Origin of the sequence: Novosphingobium sp. fls2-241-R2A-195 (assembly GCF_030209485.1) — a bacterium.
Lineage (GTDB): Bacteria > Pseudomonadota > Alphaproteobacteria > Sphingomonadales > Sphingomonadaceae > Novosphingobium > Novosphingobium resinovorum.
In genome coordinates, this window is sequence record NZ_JARVRY010000017.1 from 194,204 (window position 1) to 212,705 (window position 18,502).

General features: G+C 62.3%; 12 protein-coding genes and 1 pseudogene. 11 read left to right on the forward strand and 2 right to left on the reverse strand.

The features are described from left to right. Positions 1-126: 126 nt before the first annotated feature. The 6 genes from QRN25_RS14315 to QRN25_RS14340 all read left to right on the forward strand — a co-directional run bounded on the left by QRN25_RS14315 (position 127) and on the right by QRN25_RS14340 (position 7,903). Positions 127-1,149 carry an SIS domain-containing protein gene (locus QRN25_RS14315; protein WP_285020035.1) on the forward strand — a complete coding sequence of 341 codons (1,023 nt, stop codon included), beginning with the start codon at positions 127-129 and terminating at the stop codon, positions 1,147-1,149. Further along, positions 1,146-2,285: an N-acetylglucosamine-6-phosphate deacetylase gene (gene nagA / locus QRN25_RS14320; protein WP_285020013.1), complete on the forward strand. Its 1,140-nt coding sequence runs from the start codon at positions 1,146-1,148 to the stop codon at positions 2,283-2,285. The genes QRN25_RS14315 and nagA overlap by 4 nt, the downstream gene beginning before the upstream one ends. Before the next feature lie 38 nt (positions 2,286-2,323). Continuing rightward, positions 2,324-4,861, forward strand: coding sequence for a phosphoenolpyruvate--protein phosphotransferase (gene ptsP, locus QRN25_RS14325; RefSeq protein ID WP_285020015.1), 2,538 nt, complete (start codon positions 2,324-2,326; stop codon positions 4,859-4,861). Between the two features lie 8 nt (positions 4,862-4,869). After that, entirely contained in the window at positions 4,870-6,594 is a 1,725-nt protein-coding gene (gene nagE, locus QRN25_RS14330; RefSeq protein ID WP_285020017.1) for an N-acetylglucosamine-specific PTS transporter subunit IIBC, read from the forward strand. Between the two features lie 104 nt (positions 6,595-6,698). Beyond that, positions 6,699-7,460, forward strand: a complete 762-nt coding sequence (locus tag QRN25_RS14335; RefSeq protein ID WP_271183130.1) for a GntR family transcriptional regulator — start codon at positions 6,699-6,701, stop codon at positions 7,458-7,460. A 185-nt stretch (positions 7,461-7,645) separates the two neighbouring features. Next, a complete protein-coding gene (locus QRN25_RS14340; protein ID WP_285020020.1) occupies positions 7,646-7,903 on the forward strand; it encodes a hypothetical protein in 258 nt (85 codons plus the stop codon). Between the two features lie 232 nt (positions 7,904-8,135). On the opposite strand, the gene QRN25_RS14345 is transcribed toward QRN25_RS14340, so the two are convergent. Then, entirely contained in the window at positions 8,136-9,875 is a 1,740-nt protein-coding gene (locus tag QRN25_RS14345) for a hybrid sensor histidine kinase/response regulator (protein ID WP_285020023.1), read from the reverse strand. A gap of 581 nt (positions 9,876-10,456) precedes the next feature. Here QRN25_RS14345 and QRN25_RS14350 point away from each other — a divergent pair. The 5 genes from QRN25_RS14350 to QRN25_RS14370 all read left to right on the forward strand — a co-directional run bounded on the left by QRN25_RS14350 (position 10,457) and on the right by QRN25_RS14370 (position 17,745). Continuing rightward, a complete protein-coding gene (locus tag QRN25_RS14350) occupies positions 10,457-11,866 on the forward strand; it encodes a cell wall hydrolase (RefSeq protein ID WP_285020024.1) in 1,410 nt (469 codons plus the stop codon). A 106-nt stretch (positions 11,867-11,972) separates the two neighbouring features. Further along, positions 11,973-13,463, forward strand: coding sequence for a TolC family outer membrane protein (locus QRN25_RS14355; RefSeq protein WP_285020026.1), 1,491 nt, complete (start codon positions 11,973-11,975; stop codon positions 13,461-13,463). Positions 13,464-13,530: 67 nt separating this feature from the next. Next, positions 13,531-15,261, forward strand: a complete 1,731-nt coding sequence (locus tag QRN25_RS14360) for a type I secretion system permease/ATPase (RefSeq protein ID WP_285020028.1) — start codon at positions 13,531-13,533, stop codon at positions 15,259-15,261. Between the two features lie 4 nt (positions 15,262-15,265). Beyond that, complete coding sequence (locus QRN25_RS14365; RefSeq protein WP_285020029.1) at positions 15,266-16,618, forward strand: HlyD family type I secretion periplasmic adaptor subunit; 1,353 nt, start codon at positions 15,266-15,268, stop codon at positions 16,616-16,618. A gap of 335 nt (positions 16,619-16,953) precedes the next feature. Next, positions 16,954-17,745, forward strand: coding sequence for a sugar transferase (locus QRN25_RS14370; RefSeq protein ID WP_285020030.1), 792 nt, complete (start codon positions 16,954-16,956; stop codon positions 17,743-17,745). A 74-nt stretch (positions 17,746-17,819) separates the two neighbouring features. Here QRN25_RS14370 and QRN25_RS14375 read toward each other — a convergent pair. Then, positions 17,820-18,479: pseudogene (locus QRN25_RS14375) on the reverse strand (IS5 family transposase); the annotation flags it as partial. Between the last annotated feature and the right edge of the window lie 23 nt (positions 18,480-18,502).

Genomic DNA, 18,502 nt, shown 5'->3' on the forward strand with positions numbered 1-18,502 from the left:
CGCAATATTCCCCGATTCGCATCAGCGCTCGCCAACGAGGAAACATCGAACGTGACAGCAGACGCCACCCTTGGTTCCCAGACGGAATCGCCCGAAGTTCAGGGCGGCGAATCCTGCGTCACGCTCATGCACGCCGAGGCGGCCGAAGCGGGGGCTGCGGTGTCGCGCTTCCTTTCGCATAATCGTGTGGCGCTCGGGCTGCTGGGCGAGAGCCTGCGCGCCGCCCCGCCTGCACTGCTGGTAACGTGCGCACGCGGTTCCTCCGACCACGCCGCGACTTATGCGAAGTACCTCGTGGAGACTCTGCTCGGCGTGCCGACCGTATCTGCTGCGTTCTCCACCGTATCTCTCTATGATGCGCAGGTCATGCCGTCGGCGGGACGGACACTCTGTCTCGCAATCTCGCAGTCGGGCCGCAGTCCGGACATGCTGGCGACCGTCGAGCGTCAGCAGGCGGCGGACGCGCTCGTGGTGGCGCTGGTCAACGACGAGGATTCGCCGCTGGCGGCGATGGCGGACGTCGTCCTGCCGTTGTGCGCTGGCCCCGAGCGTTCGGTTGCGGCAACCAAGTCCTATATCACTTCGCTCGCGGGCATTGCCGCGATCGTCGCAGCCTGGCGTGGCGATACGGCGTTCGAGGCGGATCTCGCAGCGCTTCCCTCCGCGCTGGACGAGGCTTTCGCGCTGGACTGGTCCGCTTTGGGAGAAGGCCTGCGCGATGCCGCGAATCTCTTCGTGATCGGGCGCGGCTACGGCCTCGCCGTCGCGCAGGAGGCGGCGCTCAAGTTCAAGGAAACGTCCGGCCTCCACGCCGAGGCGTTCAGCTCGGCCGAAGTGCGTCACGGACCGATGGCCGTCGTGCGCGAGGGCTTTCCGGTGATCGCTTTCGCCGGCCCCGACAGCGCCGGAGATGACGTTCGCACGCTCTGCGGCGAATTCGCGGCGCGCGGCGCCCGCGTCTGGCTGGCATCTGCACGGGATGAAGGGCAGGAAGGCGTTCATCATCTTCCGGCTCTGACGCTGCGCGCGGAGCTTGCGCCGCTCGCGACGATCGCGTCTTTCTATCGCATGGCCAATGCCTTGTCCCTCGCGCGCGGGAAAAATCCCGACTGCCCACCCTATCTTGCCAAGGTGACGCGCACGCGATGACCGTCCTTCATGTCTTCAATGGCTACATCCCGACGGCCGACGCGGTACTTTCCGAAGCGCGCATCACCATGGAGGGCGAGCGCATCGGCTCAATTGCCGCCTTCGGTCAGGAGCGGGCGGACGAGAGCATCGACCTTGCCGGGGGCTGGATGCTCCCCGGCTTCATCGACGTGCAAGTCAACGGCGGTGGCGGCGTTCTGTTCAACGACACACCGACGCTGGAAGGCATCGCCGCGATCGGCGCAGCGCATGCGCGCTACGGCACGACGGCGTTTCTGCCCACGCTGATCAGTGCCGACCCTTCCGTAATTGCCCGAGGCCTCGACGCGGTGGATGAGGCGATCGTAGCGGGTGTCCCCGGTGTGGTCGGCATTCATGTCGAAGGGCCCTTCATCAATCCGCGTCGCAAGGGAATCCACGCCGAAGAGCGGCTGATCCCGCTCGACGACAAAACGATGGCGCTGCTCACCCGACCTCGCCGGGGCCGGGTAATGGTGACGCTCGCCCCAGAACTGGCCGATCCCGCCGATCTGACCAAGCTTGTAGCGGCAGGGGTCATCCTCAGCGCTGGCCACTCAGACGCAACTTCGGAACAGGCGGCCAACGGTTTCGCGCACGGCATCACCGGCGTTACGCATCTGTTCAATGCGATGGCGCCGTTGCACCATCGCGCGCCGGGTTTGGTCGGCGCGGCCTTCGACAACGATGAGGTCTGGTGCGGTCTTATCGCCGATGGCGTCCATGTCGTCCCCTCCATCCTGCGTCTAACGCTGAAGGCGAAGTCGCCAGAGCGGATCATGCTTGTCACCGATGCGATGCCCGGCGTCGGCAACAATGGTGCGCCGTTCCACCTCGACGGCCACGAGATCTTCGTGCGCGACGGTATCTGCACCGACGCCGCCGGAACGCTTGCCGGTTCGGGGCTAGACATGGCGAGCGCTGTTCGCAACGTCGTTGCGATGACGGGGATCGCCGTGCCGGTAGCCGCCCGTATGGCCGCCGCGACGCCCGCCGCTTTCCTCGGCCTCGCCGGAGACTACGGCGCGTTTCAGCCGGGGTATCGTGCCGATTTTGCACTGCTCGACAGTGAGTTGAAGCCGATGCAGACCTGGATAGGCGGCCGTCGCTTCGCCTGAATTCCCTTTTTTCTACCGTCCAATTGCCGGGAACCGAGATGCCGTCCATTTCCCTCAGCGCACCGCTCTCCGGCTGGCTCTGCCCGCTGGACGAAGTTCCCGATCCGGTCTTCGCCGGAGGCATGCTGGGAGAAGGCGTGGCCATCGACCCGCTCGGCGAAGTGCTGCACGCACCGGCTGCGGGAGAAGTCATCGGCTTTCACGAAGCTGGGCATGCCGTTACGTTGCGTCTGCGTGAAGGCGTGGAATTGCTCCTCCATTTCGGCCTGGACACGGTGCGCCTGGGCGGAGCCGGGTTCACACCGCTGGTATACATCGGCGCGCATGTCGATGAAGGACAGCCGCTCTTGCGCGTCGCCCTCGACGAAGTCGTCGGCAAGGCGCGCAGTCTCGTCACGCCTTTGCTGGTTACCGAACCGGCCGGATATGCGATCGAGTGGATTGCGCCTTTCGGCACGATCGAAGTAGGCGAGCCGCTGGCCCGTCTCGTTCGCGACGAGGCCACATCGTCGGATCAGCCCCTCGATACGGGCCGAGCGCCGGAAGCCAGGCTGCAGCGTAAGGTTCGAATTCCCCTTGCCCATGGGCTACACGCCCGTCCGTGCGCAAGACTGGCCGAAATAGTGCGTGCTGCTGCTGCGGTGAAGGTTCACGTTGCTGTCGGAGGCCGCGAAGCGTCTCTGGCCAGCCCGACCGCGATGCTGCGCCTCGCTGTGCGTCATGGAGACACAGTCGCTTTGTTGGCGAGTGGTCCCGACGCAGAGCCGGTGCTCGACCAGCTTGTACAGATGATCGAGAGCGGCATGGGAGAAGGCGCACCTTTTCCTGCCGAATCTGCCGTCAGAGCACCGATCACCTCGGTATCAGGCGCCGAATTTTCCGTCCCGGCTGCAGGAGCAGCCCTGCCGGGCGTAGCGGCGTCGCCGGGGATAGCGGTCGGCCCCGTCTGGCGCCCGGTTCAAACCGAACCCGTGATCGATGAAATCAGTGCGGGTCCCGAGGTCGAGACGACGCGCCTGCGTGACGCGCTGATCGCGGTCCGAACCGCGCTCTGCAGTCCGGCGGGCGCGCATGCCGAAGAAGAAGCGATCCTCGGCGCCCATCTCGCACTGCTCGACGATCCGGAACTGACGGGAGCGGCGGAGGCGCTAATCGCTGATGGCGTGAGCGCGGGAGAGGCCTGGCGGCGCGTCCTCCATGCCGAGGCAGCGGGGCTGCGTGCGACCGGCGATGCCCGTTTCGCCGAGCGCGCTGCGGATTTCATCGACCTCGACCTGCGCGTGCAATGGTGCCTCGCAGGCGACGAGCCTCCGGTGATGGTGCCGCCTGCGGGTGCGATCCTGATCGCGGACGACCTGCTACCCTCGCAAGTGGCGGCGCTCTCTCCGGGAGGCGTCGCCGGGATCGCGACCGCTCGTGGCGGGCCGACATCGCATGTCGCAATCATTGCCGCAAGCCGGGGTCTACCCGCACTGGTGGCACTGGGCAGCGCGGTGCTGGAGATCGCGGACGGGACCATGGTCGTGCTCGATACGGTGACGGGGACGCTCGAAGTCGATCCGCCTGCCGAACGGCTGAGCGCAGCGCGAGCCGCCGCCTCCATGCGCGAAACGCGCCGTGCTGCCGCGCTCGCGGCGGCGGGGCGTGACGGTGCGACTGCAGATGGTAAACGGATCGAGGTCTTCGCGAATCTGGGCAAGCTCGACGATGTCGCGCCCGCTCTGGCGCAAGGCGCAGAAGGCTGCGGGTTGCTGAGGACCGAGTTCCTGTTCCTCGACCGCGCCACAGCACCGGATGAGGACGAACAGATGGCGTGCTACGCCGCAATCGCACAGGCGCTGGAAGGGCGCCCGCTCATCGTGCGACTGCTGGACATCGGTGGCGACAAGCCCGCGCCTTATCTCCCGATCGCGGCGGAGGAAAACCCGGCGCTTGGCCTGCGAGGCATTCGCGTAGGGCTCGCGCGGCCAGAAGTGCTGTCAACGCAGCTGCGCGCCATCCTGCGCGCGACGCCTTCGGGCGACATACGGATCATGGCGCCGATGATCGCCCGGATCGAGGAATTGCGCGCGGTGCGAGAGGTGCTGCTCGCCGAGGCTCGGGCGCTGGGCGTCGCCGTTCCGCAACTGGGCGTAATGGTGGAGACACCGGCGGCCGCCGTGATGGCCGACCGCCTGGCTGCCGAATGTGATTTCCTGTCGGTCGGCACTAATGACCTGACACAGTACACTCTAGCGATGGATCGCGGGAACCCTGCGGTAGCCGGAGGGCTCGACGGGCTGGATCCGGCAGTGCTGCGTCTGATCGCGCAGACCTGCACGGGCGCAGAGCGCTTCGGGAAATGGGTCGGTGTATGCGGGGGCCTTGCCTCCGATCCGCTGGCGGCAGGGCTGCTAGTCGGACTGGGCGTCGGCGAACTGTCTGCGGCGCCGGGCCAGGTGGCTGAGGTCAAGGCGTCGCTCGCGGCGGTGACGGACGCGCAATGCAAGGCGCTGGCGCGCAAGGCTCTCGACGCCGCCAGCGCAACGGAAGTCCGCGCGCTTGCGACGGAAATGCTCAGAGAGGTGGGACTGTGACGGGTTGGATGAGATCGCTGGGGCAGAGGCTGCAGGGCCTTGGCCGCGCCCTGATGCTGCCGATCGCGGTGCTGCCGGTGGCAGCGCTATTGTTGCGCCTCGGCCAGCCCGACCTTCTGGGACTCGAGTTCGTCAGCGCGGCGGGCAATGCCATGTTCGCGAACCTCGGTCTGCTGTTCGCTATCGGAGTAGCCACCGGCTTTGCACGAGACGGTAACGGCGCCGCACCGCTTGCGGGAGCAGTCTGCTTCCTGGTCGCTAGCGAAGGCGCGCGGGCGTTGCTCGCAATCCCTCCGGAAGTCACGGCGGGCGTCGCAAGCGATGCCGCCAACGTCAAGGCGGCACTGGCGAGCGCATGGAGCCAGTCACAGATCGCACGGCTCTCAGTGCCGATCGGAATCGTCTCGGGGATGATTGGGGGCAGCGCCTACAACCGCTTCCACAACTTCCGCGCGCCCGAATACCTGGCGTTCTTCGGCGGGCGACGCTTCGTGCCGATCGTCAGCGGGACGGTGGGCATTGTCATCGCCGGGATCATCGGAGCAGCGTTCCCGGCCGTCAACGGCGGGATCGACGGCATGAGCCGCCTTGCTCTGGCAAGCGGCGAATGGGGCCTGTTCGTCTACGGGCTACTCAATCGGCTGCTGCTGGTCACCGGCCTGCACCACATCATCAACAATGTCGCATGGTTCGTCCTCGGCGACTACCATGGCGTGACCGGAGACCTGCGCCGCTTCTTCGCGGGCGATCCGGGCGCGGGTGCGTTCATGACAGGCTTCTTCCCGGTAATGATGTTCGGCCTGCCGGCTGCATGCCTCGCCATGTATCGCTCGGCCCTGCCGGAGCGACGCAAAGCGACCGGCGGCATGCTGCTGAGCCTTGCGGCAACCTCGTTCCTGACTGGGGTTACCGAGCCTATCGAATTCAGCTTCATGTTCCTCGCACCGGTGCTCTTCGTGGTTCATGCGGTGTTGACAGGTGTGTCCATGGCGCTGATGTCGGCGCTGGACGTCCATCTCGGCTTCGGGTTCTCGGCGGGACTGTTCGACTACATCCTCAACCTGGGCAAGGCACAGAAGCCCTTGCTGTTGCTGCCGGTGGGGCTGGCCTACTTCGCTGTCTATTACGCCGTGTTCCGCTGGGCGATTCTGCGCTTCGACCTCAAGACGCCGGGCCGCGAGGATCTTGCAGATTCTTCGGACAGGCGCGAGCGACCAGCCGCCGAGCGGGGTCTTGCCTTCCTCGTTGCCCTTGGCGGAGCCGGAAATCTGCGCGAGATCGGGGCGTGCACGACGCGCCTTCGTCTGGTGGTGGCCGAACAGGGGCTTATCGACGAGGCCGAACTGCGCGCGTTGGGCGCCAAGGGAGTCATCAGGCCTTCGGCCCATGGCGTGCAGGTCGTGCTTGGCCCGATCGCGGATGCCGTGGCAGATGAAATCCGCGATGCCTCGCGCAGCGGACCAAGCGTTGCGGCGACCGCCCTGCCCCCGCCGAAAGCGCAGGCTGGCCCCTGCCCGCTCGATCCACTGCGACTGCCCGCAGGGGTGCGAAATGCGCTAGGCGAGAATGCGGCCGTCTGGATGTCGCACGGTCGCCTGCTGGTCGAAGCCATGGCAAGGCCCGACCTTGATGCACTCGCAGCTCACGGCTTACGCCGTGGCGCGCTGGTGGGATCGCGATGGCACCTCCTTTTCGAACCTGAAGCGATGAAGGCCTGGCACAGCGAAAGTTGATATGCCGATGCTAACGGGTAGCTTTTTAATACCAATGCGATACTAATCACTATCGCGTTGTCCCGATCCCATCCCGGCGTATCGCAGGCGCATAGAGGAGACCTATGGCAGCCGTGGACAAGATTGGCCCTCTTCGCGATGGCGACACCGGGCCGCGTTACATGCGGCTCCAACGTCTCATCCGCGAAGCCATCGAGAAGCACCGGATCGCGACGGGATCCGCCCTGCCGACCGAACGCGAACTCGTCGAGGAATATGGCGTGTCGCGCGTCACCGTGCGCAAAGCGATCGATGGCCTCGTCGATGAGGGCATGCTCGAAAGAAGACAGGGTGCGGGCACCTTCGTCGCGGCGCTTCGCCAGCCCGAGCAGGGCACGCGGGTGGAAAAGAGCTTTTCCATCATGACCTCCTTTTCCGAGGATATGGTGACGCGCGGACGCAAACCTAGCAACATATGGATTGACCGCCTTGAGGGCGTAGTTACGCCGGACGAGGCGATGCTGCTTGGCCTATCGCCAGGTTCGCGGATACTCCGCTTCAATCGCATCCGCTGCGCTGATGGCGAGACGATGGCGATCGAACATGCCGTTGTCCCGGGCTGGGCACTACCATCACCCGATGTCGTCGACGACTCGCTATACGCTGCGCTTGACGCAGAGGGAAACCGTCCGGTACGCGCGCTGCAGCGCTTGCGATCGGTGGGGTTTAGCCCGGAACATGCCGAGATGCTTGGCATTTCCGCGGGCGATCCCTGCCTGGCCATCGAGCGCCGCGCATTTCTGCCCGACGGCCGTCTGGTCGAGGTCACGAACTGTTACTATCGCGGTGACGCCTATGATCTGGTCGTCGAGCAGGGAAGCCCCTGATTCCCCCGCCACGATCGCATCGTGATCCCCAATACGGTCGCCAACCGCGACGGCAGCACATTCAAGGCACCCGAGACGATCGATCTGGACCGCAAGATGAACAACCACGTGACTTTCGGCCTCAGCCCACACCGCTGACTCGGATCGCACTTCACCAAGTGCGAAATCATGATCTAGCTGCAGCAATGGCTGCGTCGAATTTCCGACTTCGAACTGGACGAAAAAGAGTAGCCCTCCACATCGGCGGGCCGATCATCGAGGTCGAGCCCCTGAAACCCAAGTCGCGGTTGCAGGAGGAAACTGACGGTCACAACACCGCCGTCGAACAGGCCGTGCGCGTTGCCGGGCGCGACCAGAATGGGTCGTTCGTTCGAGTCCTGATTTCCGATCTGCCATGGTCGGACAAGTCCGACATGGCGACGATATTGTGCGACTATGCCTGAGCCCAACGAAAGATCGCACCGATATCGCCAGACAAGGTCAAAAAATCGTCGCGTCGTGCGGACGCACAGCAAGTGCCGCTGGGACATGACGGGCCTTGGCGCTCGTGGCGGTCGATCCGCGTCCTTACCAGCGCCAGTGGCACTGTTCGGCAACGACATGGCCACCGCCCGGCCGACCGTGCCGCCAGACGGCGGCCAAGCGAACTTCGACTGAGCGCACGAAGCAGCGATGCTATACGCCGGTGCGGATCAGGGTCAGGCCATCCGCATCGTCCTGTAGGCGCAGGCCCGGTCGTGCCGCGACTATATCCCTGAAGCTGGCGAACCGAGGCGGCTTGAGCAGGTAACCCGCCGCGCCCAGTTCGGCCGATCGTCGCTGATCAGGCTCATGATCGGAACCGCTGCACATGATGACCATGACATCACGCAGGGTATCTTCGCCGCGCAGATTCTCCAGAAGGCAGAAACCATCTACGTCGGGCATGTTGATGTCGAGCAGGATCAGATCGACGCCGTTACCCGGCGTCGAGAGGATCTGTTGTGCCGCGCGTCCGTCGCGCACGCTGCGCACGTGGCAGCGCAGTTTCGGCCGCCTGAACAGCGCCAGTTCCGTCAATTCGAGGTCCGCCTCCCGATCATCGACGATCAGGACATTTGCAACCTCTGGGGCTACATCGGCGGACATGGCAATGTCCATATCGGAATTCTTGTCATCCATCTCCGGGGCTCCGGCCTGCTGTGCCGCAGGCATCGTGAAGTGAAACGTTGCACCTGCCCCGTGTGGGGAGACGCAACCTATCCGGCCGCCATACAGGGTGACGATCCGCCGACAGATCGCCAGTCCCAAACCGGATGCATCATTGCGATGAACAAGACGCTGGAAAGGCTGGAATATCTGCTCGCATTGCGCTTCCGGAATACCGACACCATCATCCGCGACGAAGAAGCCGGGTTGTTCGTCGACCAAGCATTCGCCAATCGTCACCGTCACGCCAGGTTCATTGTGCAGCACCGCATTGGCGATGAGGTTCTGGAACAGTTGGCGAAGGTGGACCGGATCGGCGACCAGCCCCGGCAACAAACCGTAGACGATCGTGGCTTTGCGATCCTCGATGATGCGGGTAAGGCTCTGGCACACTTCGCCGATCACATCCGGCACGCTGCACAACAAATGGTCCGCTACACCCGGCGCGTCGAGTCGGGTGTAGCGGCCGACGGAATCGATCAGCGCCTGCATGCGAGACGCGGACTCGCCGATGTAGCGCAGATAGGCCGCCTGTCGGCTCTCTTCCTGCCCGCTTTCCTCCATTTCGGGGCGCAGCAGGTCGGAAAAGGCGATCAGCGTGCGCACCGGCTCGCGCAGGTCGTGCGCCAGGGCACGGGTGAACACGCCGAGGCTTGCATGCTGCTCGCTGATACGTGCCTGCTGCTCCTGCAAGGTGCAGACCATTCCTTGCAACCGTCCATAGAGATCTGCGTTTTCAAGCGCCACTGACGTCGTGTCTGCCAACGCCTGCAGGATCGCCACTTCCTCGGCCGAAGGCGCATGGCGGCTGGACCAGTAGTTGCCGATGGCCCCGATTGGTGCGCTTCGACGAATGGGCACCATCGCGAGACTTTTAACGAAAGTGGGGCGATAGGCCTCAACCGGCACGCGCGGGTCATCGTAGATATCCTCGATGACGATACTCTGCGCGTTCAGCATCACCCAGCCGCTGACACAGATGTCCATCGGAAAGCGCCGCCCTTTCCACAAGGGCGCGATGGCGTTTTCCTCGGCGTAATAGCACTGGTCGCCGTCACGCAGTACGAATGTGGCGCCGTCCGCGCCGGTGAGATTGCGCGCCGCTTCGCGCACCACTGCCGTCACGGCATCGACATCGCGCGCCCGTGACAAATCCTGAACCGCGCCTACCAGCCTCTCCATGGCCGAAACGTAAGCCGTCGTCGTGCGGATAGTGTTGGCGTCCATCGCGTTCGCTCTTGTTATCGGCGGGAATTATCCATCCATCGACGATAGAGGCGGTATATTGCCTTGTATTTAACCACAGATACGTGACTGTACGTATCGATCGGCGCAAACTATACGTTTCTGCGCCCGTGATAACGGTGAATAAATACTATTTACTGGATACTCGATTACCCTCAACCGAAGATACGTGCTGTTCAACCTGTGCGTCGGCTCGAAGGTTCGAGCTGCGGCGCCTTACTGCTGCGGTTTGCCAATTCTTCCCTATCGAACTGCGAACCGCGATCGAAGTCCGCTTTGCCGAAAGGGCGATCAAGGAACAGGTAACCGTAGTAGAATTCATGCAGGCGGTGGTATCCAGCCGCGCGACACCTTCTTACATTGCCGCTTACCCGACAAGCTGACGTACCATGAAGGCGCGAAGCCGGCGAGGACCTCGTACATCATTCAGCCGGGCATTCATGCCGATGATCGTACATCACACCGCGGCGGGTACATATGGCGCGCCATCGCGCTGCCCCACAAACAAGGCGCGAACCCAACCTGATCGTTATCGGACCAATCACTGAAGTATTTCGTCGTTAATGAACGGTTTTTCCTTTGAAGACCGGCTCGTCGATAGGCCAGATTGCCGGCCGAACAATGATCACCGCTTCGGAGGGCCCATGCCGCAAATGAAGAATGCCCTTCCGATCCTGCCTCTTCCGGCCGTCAGCGCCTGCCGCGGAAGGCGCGCAGACGGCTCGCTTCACGCAGAAGCCCACCTTCGCGCGAAGCGAGAAAATAGCTTCAACAATGTCGTGCTGGAGGCCAGAACACCAACGAACCGCTACCTGCACTTTACAAGAAGCGCAGGGCCTGGCCTGATCATGATCGTCTTTCTCTTGATACTTCGTCCGCCAGGACATCGGCCAGAAACGGCAGAACCGTCGCCAGCCGCAATACGACAGCAAAACGCTACCCGTCCTGTGACGGCGTCTCTCCCCGTCGCTCCAGCCACGTCCAAGCACATAATGCCTCGTGACGCCCTGTTTCAGAACCGCGCCATACCGTTCGTTCCGCTTGGCACCGACCGCCCTAAGGCATTTTATCTCGACAAGACGAGCGAGGGCTACGCCCGCGCTTTGGACTGTCTGGCCAGCGCTCTGCTTTTCGAGGCGGGTGACAGCAGGACGGGCCAAGCCGCTGTCGCACAAGTGGTCCTGAACCGTCTGCGCCATCCTGCTTTTCCGCATTCGGTATGCGGGGTTGTCTATCAAGGCTCCGAACGCGCGAGTGGATGCCAGTTCACTTTCACCTGCGATGGCGCGCTCACGCGTCGGCCCACCCCTGCAAAATGGCGCCGGGCGCAAGCGACAGCCGCTTCGTTTCTTGCCGGCGAGATCGATCCTACCGTCGGCATGGCCACGCATTATCATACCGATTGGGTTCTCCCGTACTGGAGTTCCGAACTCGACAAGATCGCTCAGGTCGATACGCACCTGTTCTTTCGCTGGCGCGGAAGCTGGGGCCGCAAACCCGCATTTGACGCACCCTACAGCGGCGCGGAAATCTATCAGCATAAGCTTTCGTCCATTTCCGAAGCACACCATGAAATCGAGGAAGCAAGTGCGCTCCTCACGGGGACGACCGAGAATTCCGCCGAAACTAACTTGTCAAACAGCGCCATCCTGACGCAGCAGGAAGGCGATCATTTCATCCTGATCGATGGCGGCGGAGACGGAACGAGGCTCGCAATACAGGGCTTGAAAGAATGCCGTGGCCAGACATCTTGCAAAGTCGTCGGATGGGACCGCCATTCCACGACTTACGGCTCGCCGACTAAGCCGATCATTCGCACCGTTGCGTTTCTCTACGTCAGCGACAAGCGTGCGGGCGTAGAAGTCGTCCTGTGGGATTGCACGCGCTTTAATCGCCCCTCCGACAATCAATGCCTTTCGAAGCAGAACCGGCGCTGGATCACCTTCAAGGGCGATTTTTCCCGTGCATCTTAAAATCTGGCCGTGTTCAAGCGTCGCAAATCACCCGAAACTACGGGCCAGTCCGGAGGACGAAGGCAGGACCATATTCACCATGTAACGGCAGGACAGGTCACTGGAGATGAGCGAACCAACCATGCGATCCTTCCTGTGCCGGCAGTGCTGGCCCTTGCTGAGCGCAGCAGCGGCGATCGCTGCGACGCCCCCGGTCTCGGCCGAAACTCTGGAGAGCGCGGTTGCGGACGCCTACCGGCATAACCCGGGCGTGGAGGCAAGCCGCGCCGGCACGCGCGCCGCCAGAGAACGGGTGCTTCAGGCAAAAGCCCAGTTCGGCCCCAGCATCTCCGCCGATGCCAGCTACGCATATGCCTGGAGGCGTGTCACTCAAAACGGCATTACCGCCTTGAAGCAGTCGGGTTTCACGCCTCAACTGTCGGCGTCGATCGACCAGCCACTGTTCACCTTCGGCCGGCTGACAGCGCAGCGACGGATCGCCGAAGCCGGATACAGCGCATCGATCGCAGGCATGCGTGCAGCCGAGCAGGACATGCTGGCAAACGTCGTGATCGCCTATGCCGCGGTTCTGCGCGACGAGAAACTCGTAGAGATTGCCCGTACGAATCTCGCGCAACTGACCGAGCAACTCAATCAGATCAACGCGCGATATTCGGCCCGCTATGCCACCGAGACGGATCTGCAGCAGACGCGCAACCGCATCTTCAGCGGCCAGGCGCAGCTTGAACTGGCCCAAGGCAGCCTGCTCGCCAGCCGCAATAGTTTTCGCAACGTGGTGGGACATTATCCGAATACACTGGCGCCGCTTCCCCAACTCCCGCCATTGCCTTCCACTGTGGAGGATGCTCAAGCCTTGGGTGCGACGTCGAGTCCCTTGTTGGAATCCGCTCGCTTCGACCTCTCCGCCGCGCAGGGGCGCATCGCGCAGGCACGCGGCAATGCTCGTCCCTACGTCGGCCTGCAAGCGAGCCTGGCGCGCGCTCCCATCACGATCGAAAGTGACGACCCGCGTGAACTGAACGCTCAGGTTCAATTGGGACTGACGGTTCCTTTCTACTCATCAGGCCTTCTCTCGGCCCGTATTCGCGAGGCTCGGCAACTTGCGGACGCGGCAGCCCTGCAACTGGAACAGACTTCTCGCGATGTGCGGGAAAACATCGCGAGCTACTGGGATCAGTTGGCGGCCGCGCGACGCGCCTTGCCCGCCTACAATCGCGCCGTGACGGCCGCAGAAAGTGCACTCGACGGCGCGACGCAGCAACAACTCGCCGGACAGGTCACTTCGCTGGATGTGCTGGACACCGCGCGCGACCTGCTGGTATCTCGTCAGGCGCAAGCACAATCGGAAGCACAGATTTATGTGCACCACGCACTGCTGCTCGGTGCGATGGGCCAGTTGCGCGCCGACACCTTCGCCCCCGGAACGCCCGCATTCGATCCATCGGTCTACCGACCCGCAGCATGGACCGGCCTGCCGACCGCTCCGCTGATCCAAACGATCGACGCCGCCGGCTACGACCAGCATTTCACGCCTGCTCCGGTCAGCGTCGAAAGCGATACCGAGCCCGGGCACGACATGGCGCCGGGTGCGCAATGAGCCGACGTCTTCCACTCGATATTTTGAGAAAACCACGGCCGAGACACGCCGCTAGAGGACAATCCGCATGAACCCGGCGCTTAACACATTCTTCGGTGAAGTGCGCGGCATGCTTCGAGCGACCCTGCCCGTGCTCTGGCCGATCGTGATCTTCAGCGCTGTATTCAACGTGCTGCTCCTGTCCGGCTCATTCTTCATGCTGCTAGTCTACGACGACGTGCTTGCCAGCCGCAGCGGCGCCACGCTCGCAGGCCTGCTGCTGATGGTCACGGTCGCCTACGTGTTCCAAGGCGCAGTCGATGTGATCCGGTCGCGCGTGCTTCTGCATTCCGGCGCGCAGGCCGACCAGAAGCTCTGTGACCGGCTCTACGAGATTATCAGTCGCTACGAACAGGAGATAGGTCCGATGCCATCGGGAGCGGCGCCCGTCAGGGATCTCGACGTCGTGCGCGGCTATATTACCAGCCCAGGGCCGCTTGCCCTGCTCGACTTGCCTTATGTCGTCATGTTTCTGATCATCCTTACGCTGTTTCACTGGACGCTCGGACTGGCAACGCTGGCGGGAGTGCTGATCATGATCGTCCTGATGGTCCTGGGAGATCGCCGTACCCGTGGACCGGCTTTACAGGCCGCCACCGTCGCCGCCGCACGGTTTACGATGGCCGAGGACATCCGTCGCAACAGCGAAGTCCTGCGCGTTCTCGGAATGGGCGCCAGGCAGCGTGCAAGCTGGGACGCGGTCAGCCTGAACCTGATCGCCGCTCAGGACGAACTGGCCGGCGTCTCCGGTCGGACGCAGGTGATCGGCAAGGCCTTCCGCCTCTTCCTACAGTCATTCGTACTCGCGATAGGCGCGTTCTTGGTAATCGATAACGATGCGACAGGCGGAGTCATCATTGCCGGATCGATCCTGAGTGCACGTGCTTTGATGCCCGTCGAACAGACCATCGGCCAATGGAAGCCAATGACGGAAGCGGGACAGGCTTGGCGTCGTCTGACCGCCCTGCTCGACCGCGTGCCGCCGGTCGAGCAGCCGATGTCACTCCCAAGGCCGCATGTCGGAATCGAGGTCCAAGGCGTGGTCTGCGGTCCGCCGGGGCGTCAAAAGATAACCGTCGCCAACGTCTCCTTCCGTCTGACCGCCGGCGAGGCTCTGGCAGTCATCGGTCACAGCGGGTCCGGGAAATCTTCGCTGATGCGCGCCATCACCGGCGCGTGGCCATTGCTCAGAGGGGCCGTTCGCCTTGACGGGGCATCGCTGGATCAATGGGATCCGGTGCAGATCGGACGCGACATCGGCTACGTGCCGCAGACGATCGAGTTGTTGGAAGGCAGCATCGCGCAGAACATCGCCCGCTTCGATCCCCACGCAACTCCCGATTCGATCATTGCAGCAGCGCGCGCGGCCGATGTGCATGACATGATTATCGCCCTGCCCGGGGGCTATGAATATCCTATCGGCGGCCCTTCCGGCGGCGCGCTGTCCGGCGGGCAAAGGCAGAGGATCGCGCTCGCCCGCGCGCTTTACGGCGAACCATTCCTGATCGTCCTCGACGAACCAAACTCCAATCTCGACGCGGCGGGCGAAGATGCTCTCCTCGCCGCGATCGCCGCCGCGAAACAGCGAGGAGCGCTCGTCATCATCGTTGGGCATCGACCCACCGTGTTCGCCGAGGTCGACCACATCATGATCATGGCGGATGGCCAAGTCCTTCAGATAGGTAAACGGGCGGAGATGCTCAAGCGTATCAACTTCAGCCCGGCATCGTCGCCCACTCCCACCCCCCCTGTCGAGTAGAGCCGTGTCCATCGAGACTATCCCCCCCCCCGTCACCCTGCTCGCTACGTCAACCGGCCAGGTCTACGAACCAGCACGCAGCCTGCGCAGTGAAGTGCGCACAGGGTTGATGCTATGCGGCGCCCTTGTTTTTGGCTTGGGCGGACTTGCAACATTCCTGCCGATGACCGGCGCGGTAATCGGCCCCGGCGAAGTAACCGTATCGAGCTACGTCAAGGAAATCGGGCACCCGTCCGGCGGCGTGGTCACCGATATTATGGTTCGTGACGGAGATCACGTATCCAAAGGGCAGCCGCTGATGTACCTTGATTCAAGAGTGAATGGCGCCACTGCAAGGTATACCGGGGAGAACGTCGATCAGCTGCTGGCTCGCGCTGCGCGGCTAACGGCGGAGCGCGACAACAGCGCGGACGTAGCCTTTCCTGCGGACCTCAAGGGGCGCGCCCGCGAGCCCAGCGTCGCGGCGCTGATGGAGCAGGAGCGCAGGACCTTCATCCTGCGACGCGATGCCCGCCGCTCGATGACTGCACAACTAGGCCAGCGGATCAACCAGACTAAAGCTGATATGGCCAGTTCTCGCACCAAGGCGCAGAGTTATGCCGAGCAGGCATCGCTCATCAAAGATGAACTGGATGCCACGCGCAGACTCTACGAGAAGCGCTATACGACACTCGACCGGCTGAACGCCCTCGAACGGTCGGCATCGGGGCTCACTGCCGAAGCGCAGGGCGCTCGCGAATCTGCCGTTTCCGGCGCCGCCCGGATCGACGAACTGCGCCTCCAGATGGGCTCCATCCAAGCGGACGCGCGAAGCAGCGCAGCTATCGAACTGATGGATGTCCTTGCCCGGATCAGCGAAGCGCGGCGTGCGCAGGTAGCTGCCGACGACAACTACCAGCGCGCCATCATTCGAGCGCCGCAAGCGGGTACGGTCGATAAGCTCGCCTTTCGCACGGTTGGCGGAGTCGTACCGGCAGGCCAGACGATTCTGGAGCTGGTCCCGGACGATGATCGCATGGTCGTGGAGGCGACAATTTCGCCAGTAGACGTCGATCAAGTTCATGTCGGCCAAAAGGCGACCGTGCGTTTCAGCGCGTTTTCAGCTCGCACAACCCCCGAACTGAGAGGAACCGTCACGCATGTCTCCGCCGATAGGATGGAAGACAAGACGACACGTAGCGCCTTCTACCGCATTACCGTTACCCTCGACGAAGGCGAGGCCATCAGGCTCGGAGAATTGCGCCTGCGCCCCGGGATGCCGGCCGAGACTTTCGTCCAGACAACTCGCAGAACCATGCTCAACTACATCCTGAAGCCACTGGCAGATCAATTGGCCCGCGCCTTTCGCGAGAGTTAGCCGCTTGATGATTCGCAGGTAGCAGCAAATCAACGATTGCAGCATGGCGTTGCATGACCTGCCGCATTCAAGGCAGGCAATGGTCTAATCCGCATTGAAGGATTAAATTTATGCAGCATCCATATCGGACTGAAAACCCGGGCAACGAAAAACCGGGAAATAGCGATTTCAAATGAATCTTGTGACGCCAAGTCGAATTAATACATTGCAATCGGATCATTCAATGATGCCGCACTGCAGCGTGATATTATTGACGCCTCTTTAACTTCTATTACCATGCCATAAACCAACGTATGGCAGATCTCAGGCCATTTTTGCTAATTCAGGGTGGATCGATGGAAGCTCTTTCGAGTCATTTCGACGAGACGGCACGGGCACATTCTGTCCGATCATTCACCGTCTACACCGAGCCAACAGATGAGGTCGTGCGCGGGAACGACACGTTGTCAATCATCAGCGAAAACTTGCTGAGTGCGCATTCCCAGTCTGCGGCAGAAAATTCAAACGACGAAAAGGTGCTGTCAGTCGCAGGACGAGCATTCGATATTCTTCTAGCGTTCATTGCAATCCTGATTTTTCTGCCATTTCTGATCCTTGCTGCATTTTCCATAAAGTTTTCTGCGCCTGGCCCTGTATTATTCGTACAGTATCGCGTCGGCCGGGATGGAAAGCTGTTCCCTTGCCTGAAGTTTCGCTCGATGGTCGTGAATGCGCAGGACGTGCTGAACGACCTGCTCGCATCATCAGCCGAAGCCCGCGCGGAATGGCAGCGGGATCAAAAACTGCGCAGGGATCCACGGATCACCCCGATTGGCGCGATCTTGCGCAAGAGCAGCCTTGATGAACTGCCACAGCTTTTCAATATCCTCGCCGGGCATATGAGCATAGTTGGGCCTCGCCCTATTATCGAAGCCGAAATTCATCGCTATGGTAGCCGGTTCGGTGCCTATTGCTCTGTCCGTCCAGGGCTCACCGGCTTGTGGCAGGTCAGCGGACGCAATGAAGTGTCCTATGAAGCGCGTGTACGGCTCGACGCGCTTTATGCACTGCGCAAATCGACCCTTTACGATCTCGCTATCTGCTTTCGCACCATTCCCGCAGTCATTGGCTCACGTGGGGTCTACTGATTAGCGCTTGCAGCGAGGTAAATTTCCAGGCTTCGTTCTGTTATTGTAGACCTAGGCCGCGTTGACAAAGTGGATAGCCATTTGCGGATGGCGGCCAGATTGAGGAAGCTGGCGAAGGATAAGGCAGTTTTATCGTAACGCGTGGCGACATGGCGGAACTGCTTGGGATGCCCGAATATGCGCCCGATACGGTTACGATCTCGATATCGTCGGAAGTAACAGGGGATGGGCTCGCGCCGATTGATCTTGGGTGGGATGATTGGAAGGATACCCTGCATCAGCAGATTCTCGCGCACGGCATCACCATCATGGCCCTTATCGGCGAGCAGAGCCTTCGGCTTGATGACCGGGATCGCCATCAGGGCATCGACAGCGTCATAGTCCGATGCTTCACCGCTGGTCAGGATAAAGCCCAGAGGGCGTCCCTGATTGTCACAGCGGGCGTGGACCTTGCACGTAAAGCCGCCTCGTGATCGACCAAAAGCCTGCGCACGAGCCCCCCCCCCTTTTTTTCCGCCCACCACCGAAACATGGCCGCGAACGGTGGTGCTATCGATCATATGTTGCCAGTCGTCCGTCAGCCCCAGTTCGACCAGCGTCGCCAAGATCGCATCCCAGACGCCCTGTTCGGCCCAGCGACGGAACCGCACATAGATCGAATTCCACAAGCCGTACCGCTCATGCATGTCACGCCATGGGCAGGCTGCGTATTTCAGAAGTTCTGGACAGCCGTTTCACAAAATCGCGGACATGCGTT

What these genes read in the sequence shown, in the direction of transcription:
- QRN25_RS14315 (WP_285020035.1), top strand. Translation starts at nt 127, where the DNA reads ATGCACGCCGAGGCGGCCGAAGCGGGGGCTGCGGTGTCGCGCTTCCTT.
- nagA (WP_285020013.1), top strand. Translation starts at nt 1,146, where the DNA reads ATGACCGTCCTTCATGTCTTCAATGGCTACATCCCGACGGCCGACGCG.
- ptsP (WP_285020015.1), top strand. Translation starts at nt 2,324, where the DNA reads ATGCCGTCCATTTCCCTCAGCGCACCGCTCTCCGGCTGGCTCTGCCCG.
- nagE (WP_285020017.1), top strand. Translation starts at nt 4,870, where the DNA reads ATGAGATCGCTGGGGCAGAGGCTGCAGGGCCTTGGCCGCGCCCTGATG.
- QRN25_RS14335 (WP_271183130.1), top strand. Translation starts at nt 6,699, where the DNA reads ATGGCAGCCGTGGACAAGATTGGCCCTCTTCGCGATGGCGACACCGGG.
- QRN25_RS14340 (WP_285020020.1), top strand. Translation starts at nt 7,646, where the DNA reads ATGGCTGCGTCGAATTTCCGACTTCGAACTGGACGAAAAAGAGTAGCC.
- QRN25_RS14345 (WP_285020023.1), bottom strand. Translation starts at nt 9,875, where the DNA reads ATGGACGCCAACACTATCCGCACGACGACGGCTTACGTTTCGGCCATG.
- QRN25_RS14350 (WP_285020024.1), top strand. Translation starts at nt 10,457, where the DNA reads ATGAACGGTTTTTCCTTTGAAGACCGGCTCGTCGATAGGCCAGATTGC.
- QRN25_RS14355 (WP_285020026.1), top strand. Translation starts at nt 11,973, where the DNA reads ATGAGCGAACCAACCATGCGATCCTTCCTGTGCCGGCAGTGCTGGCCC.
- QRN25_RS14360 (WP_285020028.1), top strand. Translation starts at nt 13,531, where the DNA reads ATGAACCCGGCGCTTAACACATTCTTCGGTGAAGTGCGCGGCATGCTT.
- QRN25_RS14370 (WP_285020030.1), top strand. Translation starts at nt 16,954, where the DNA reads ATGGAAGCTCTTTCGAGTCATTTCGACGAGACGGCACGGGCACATTCT.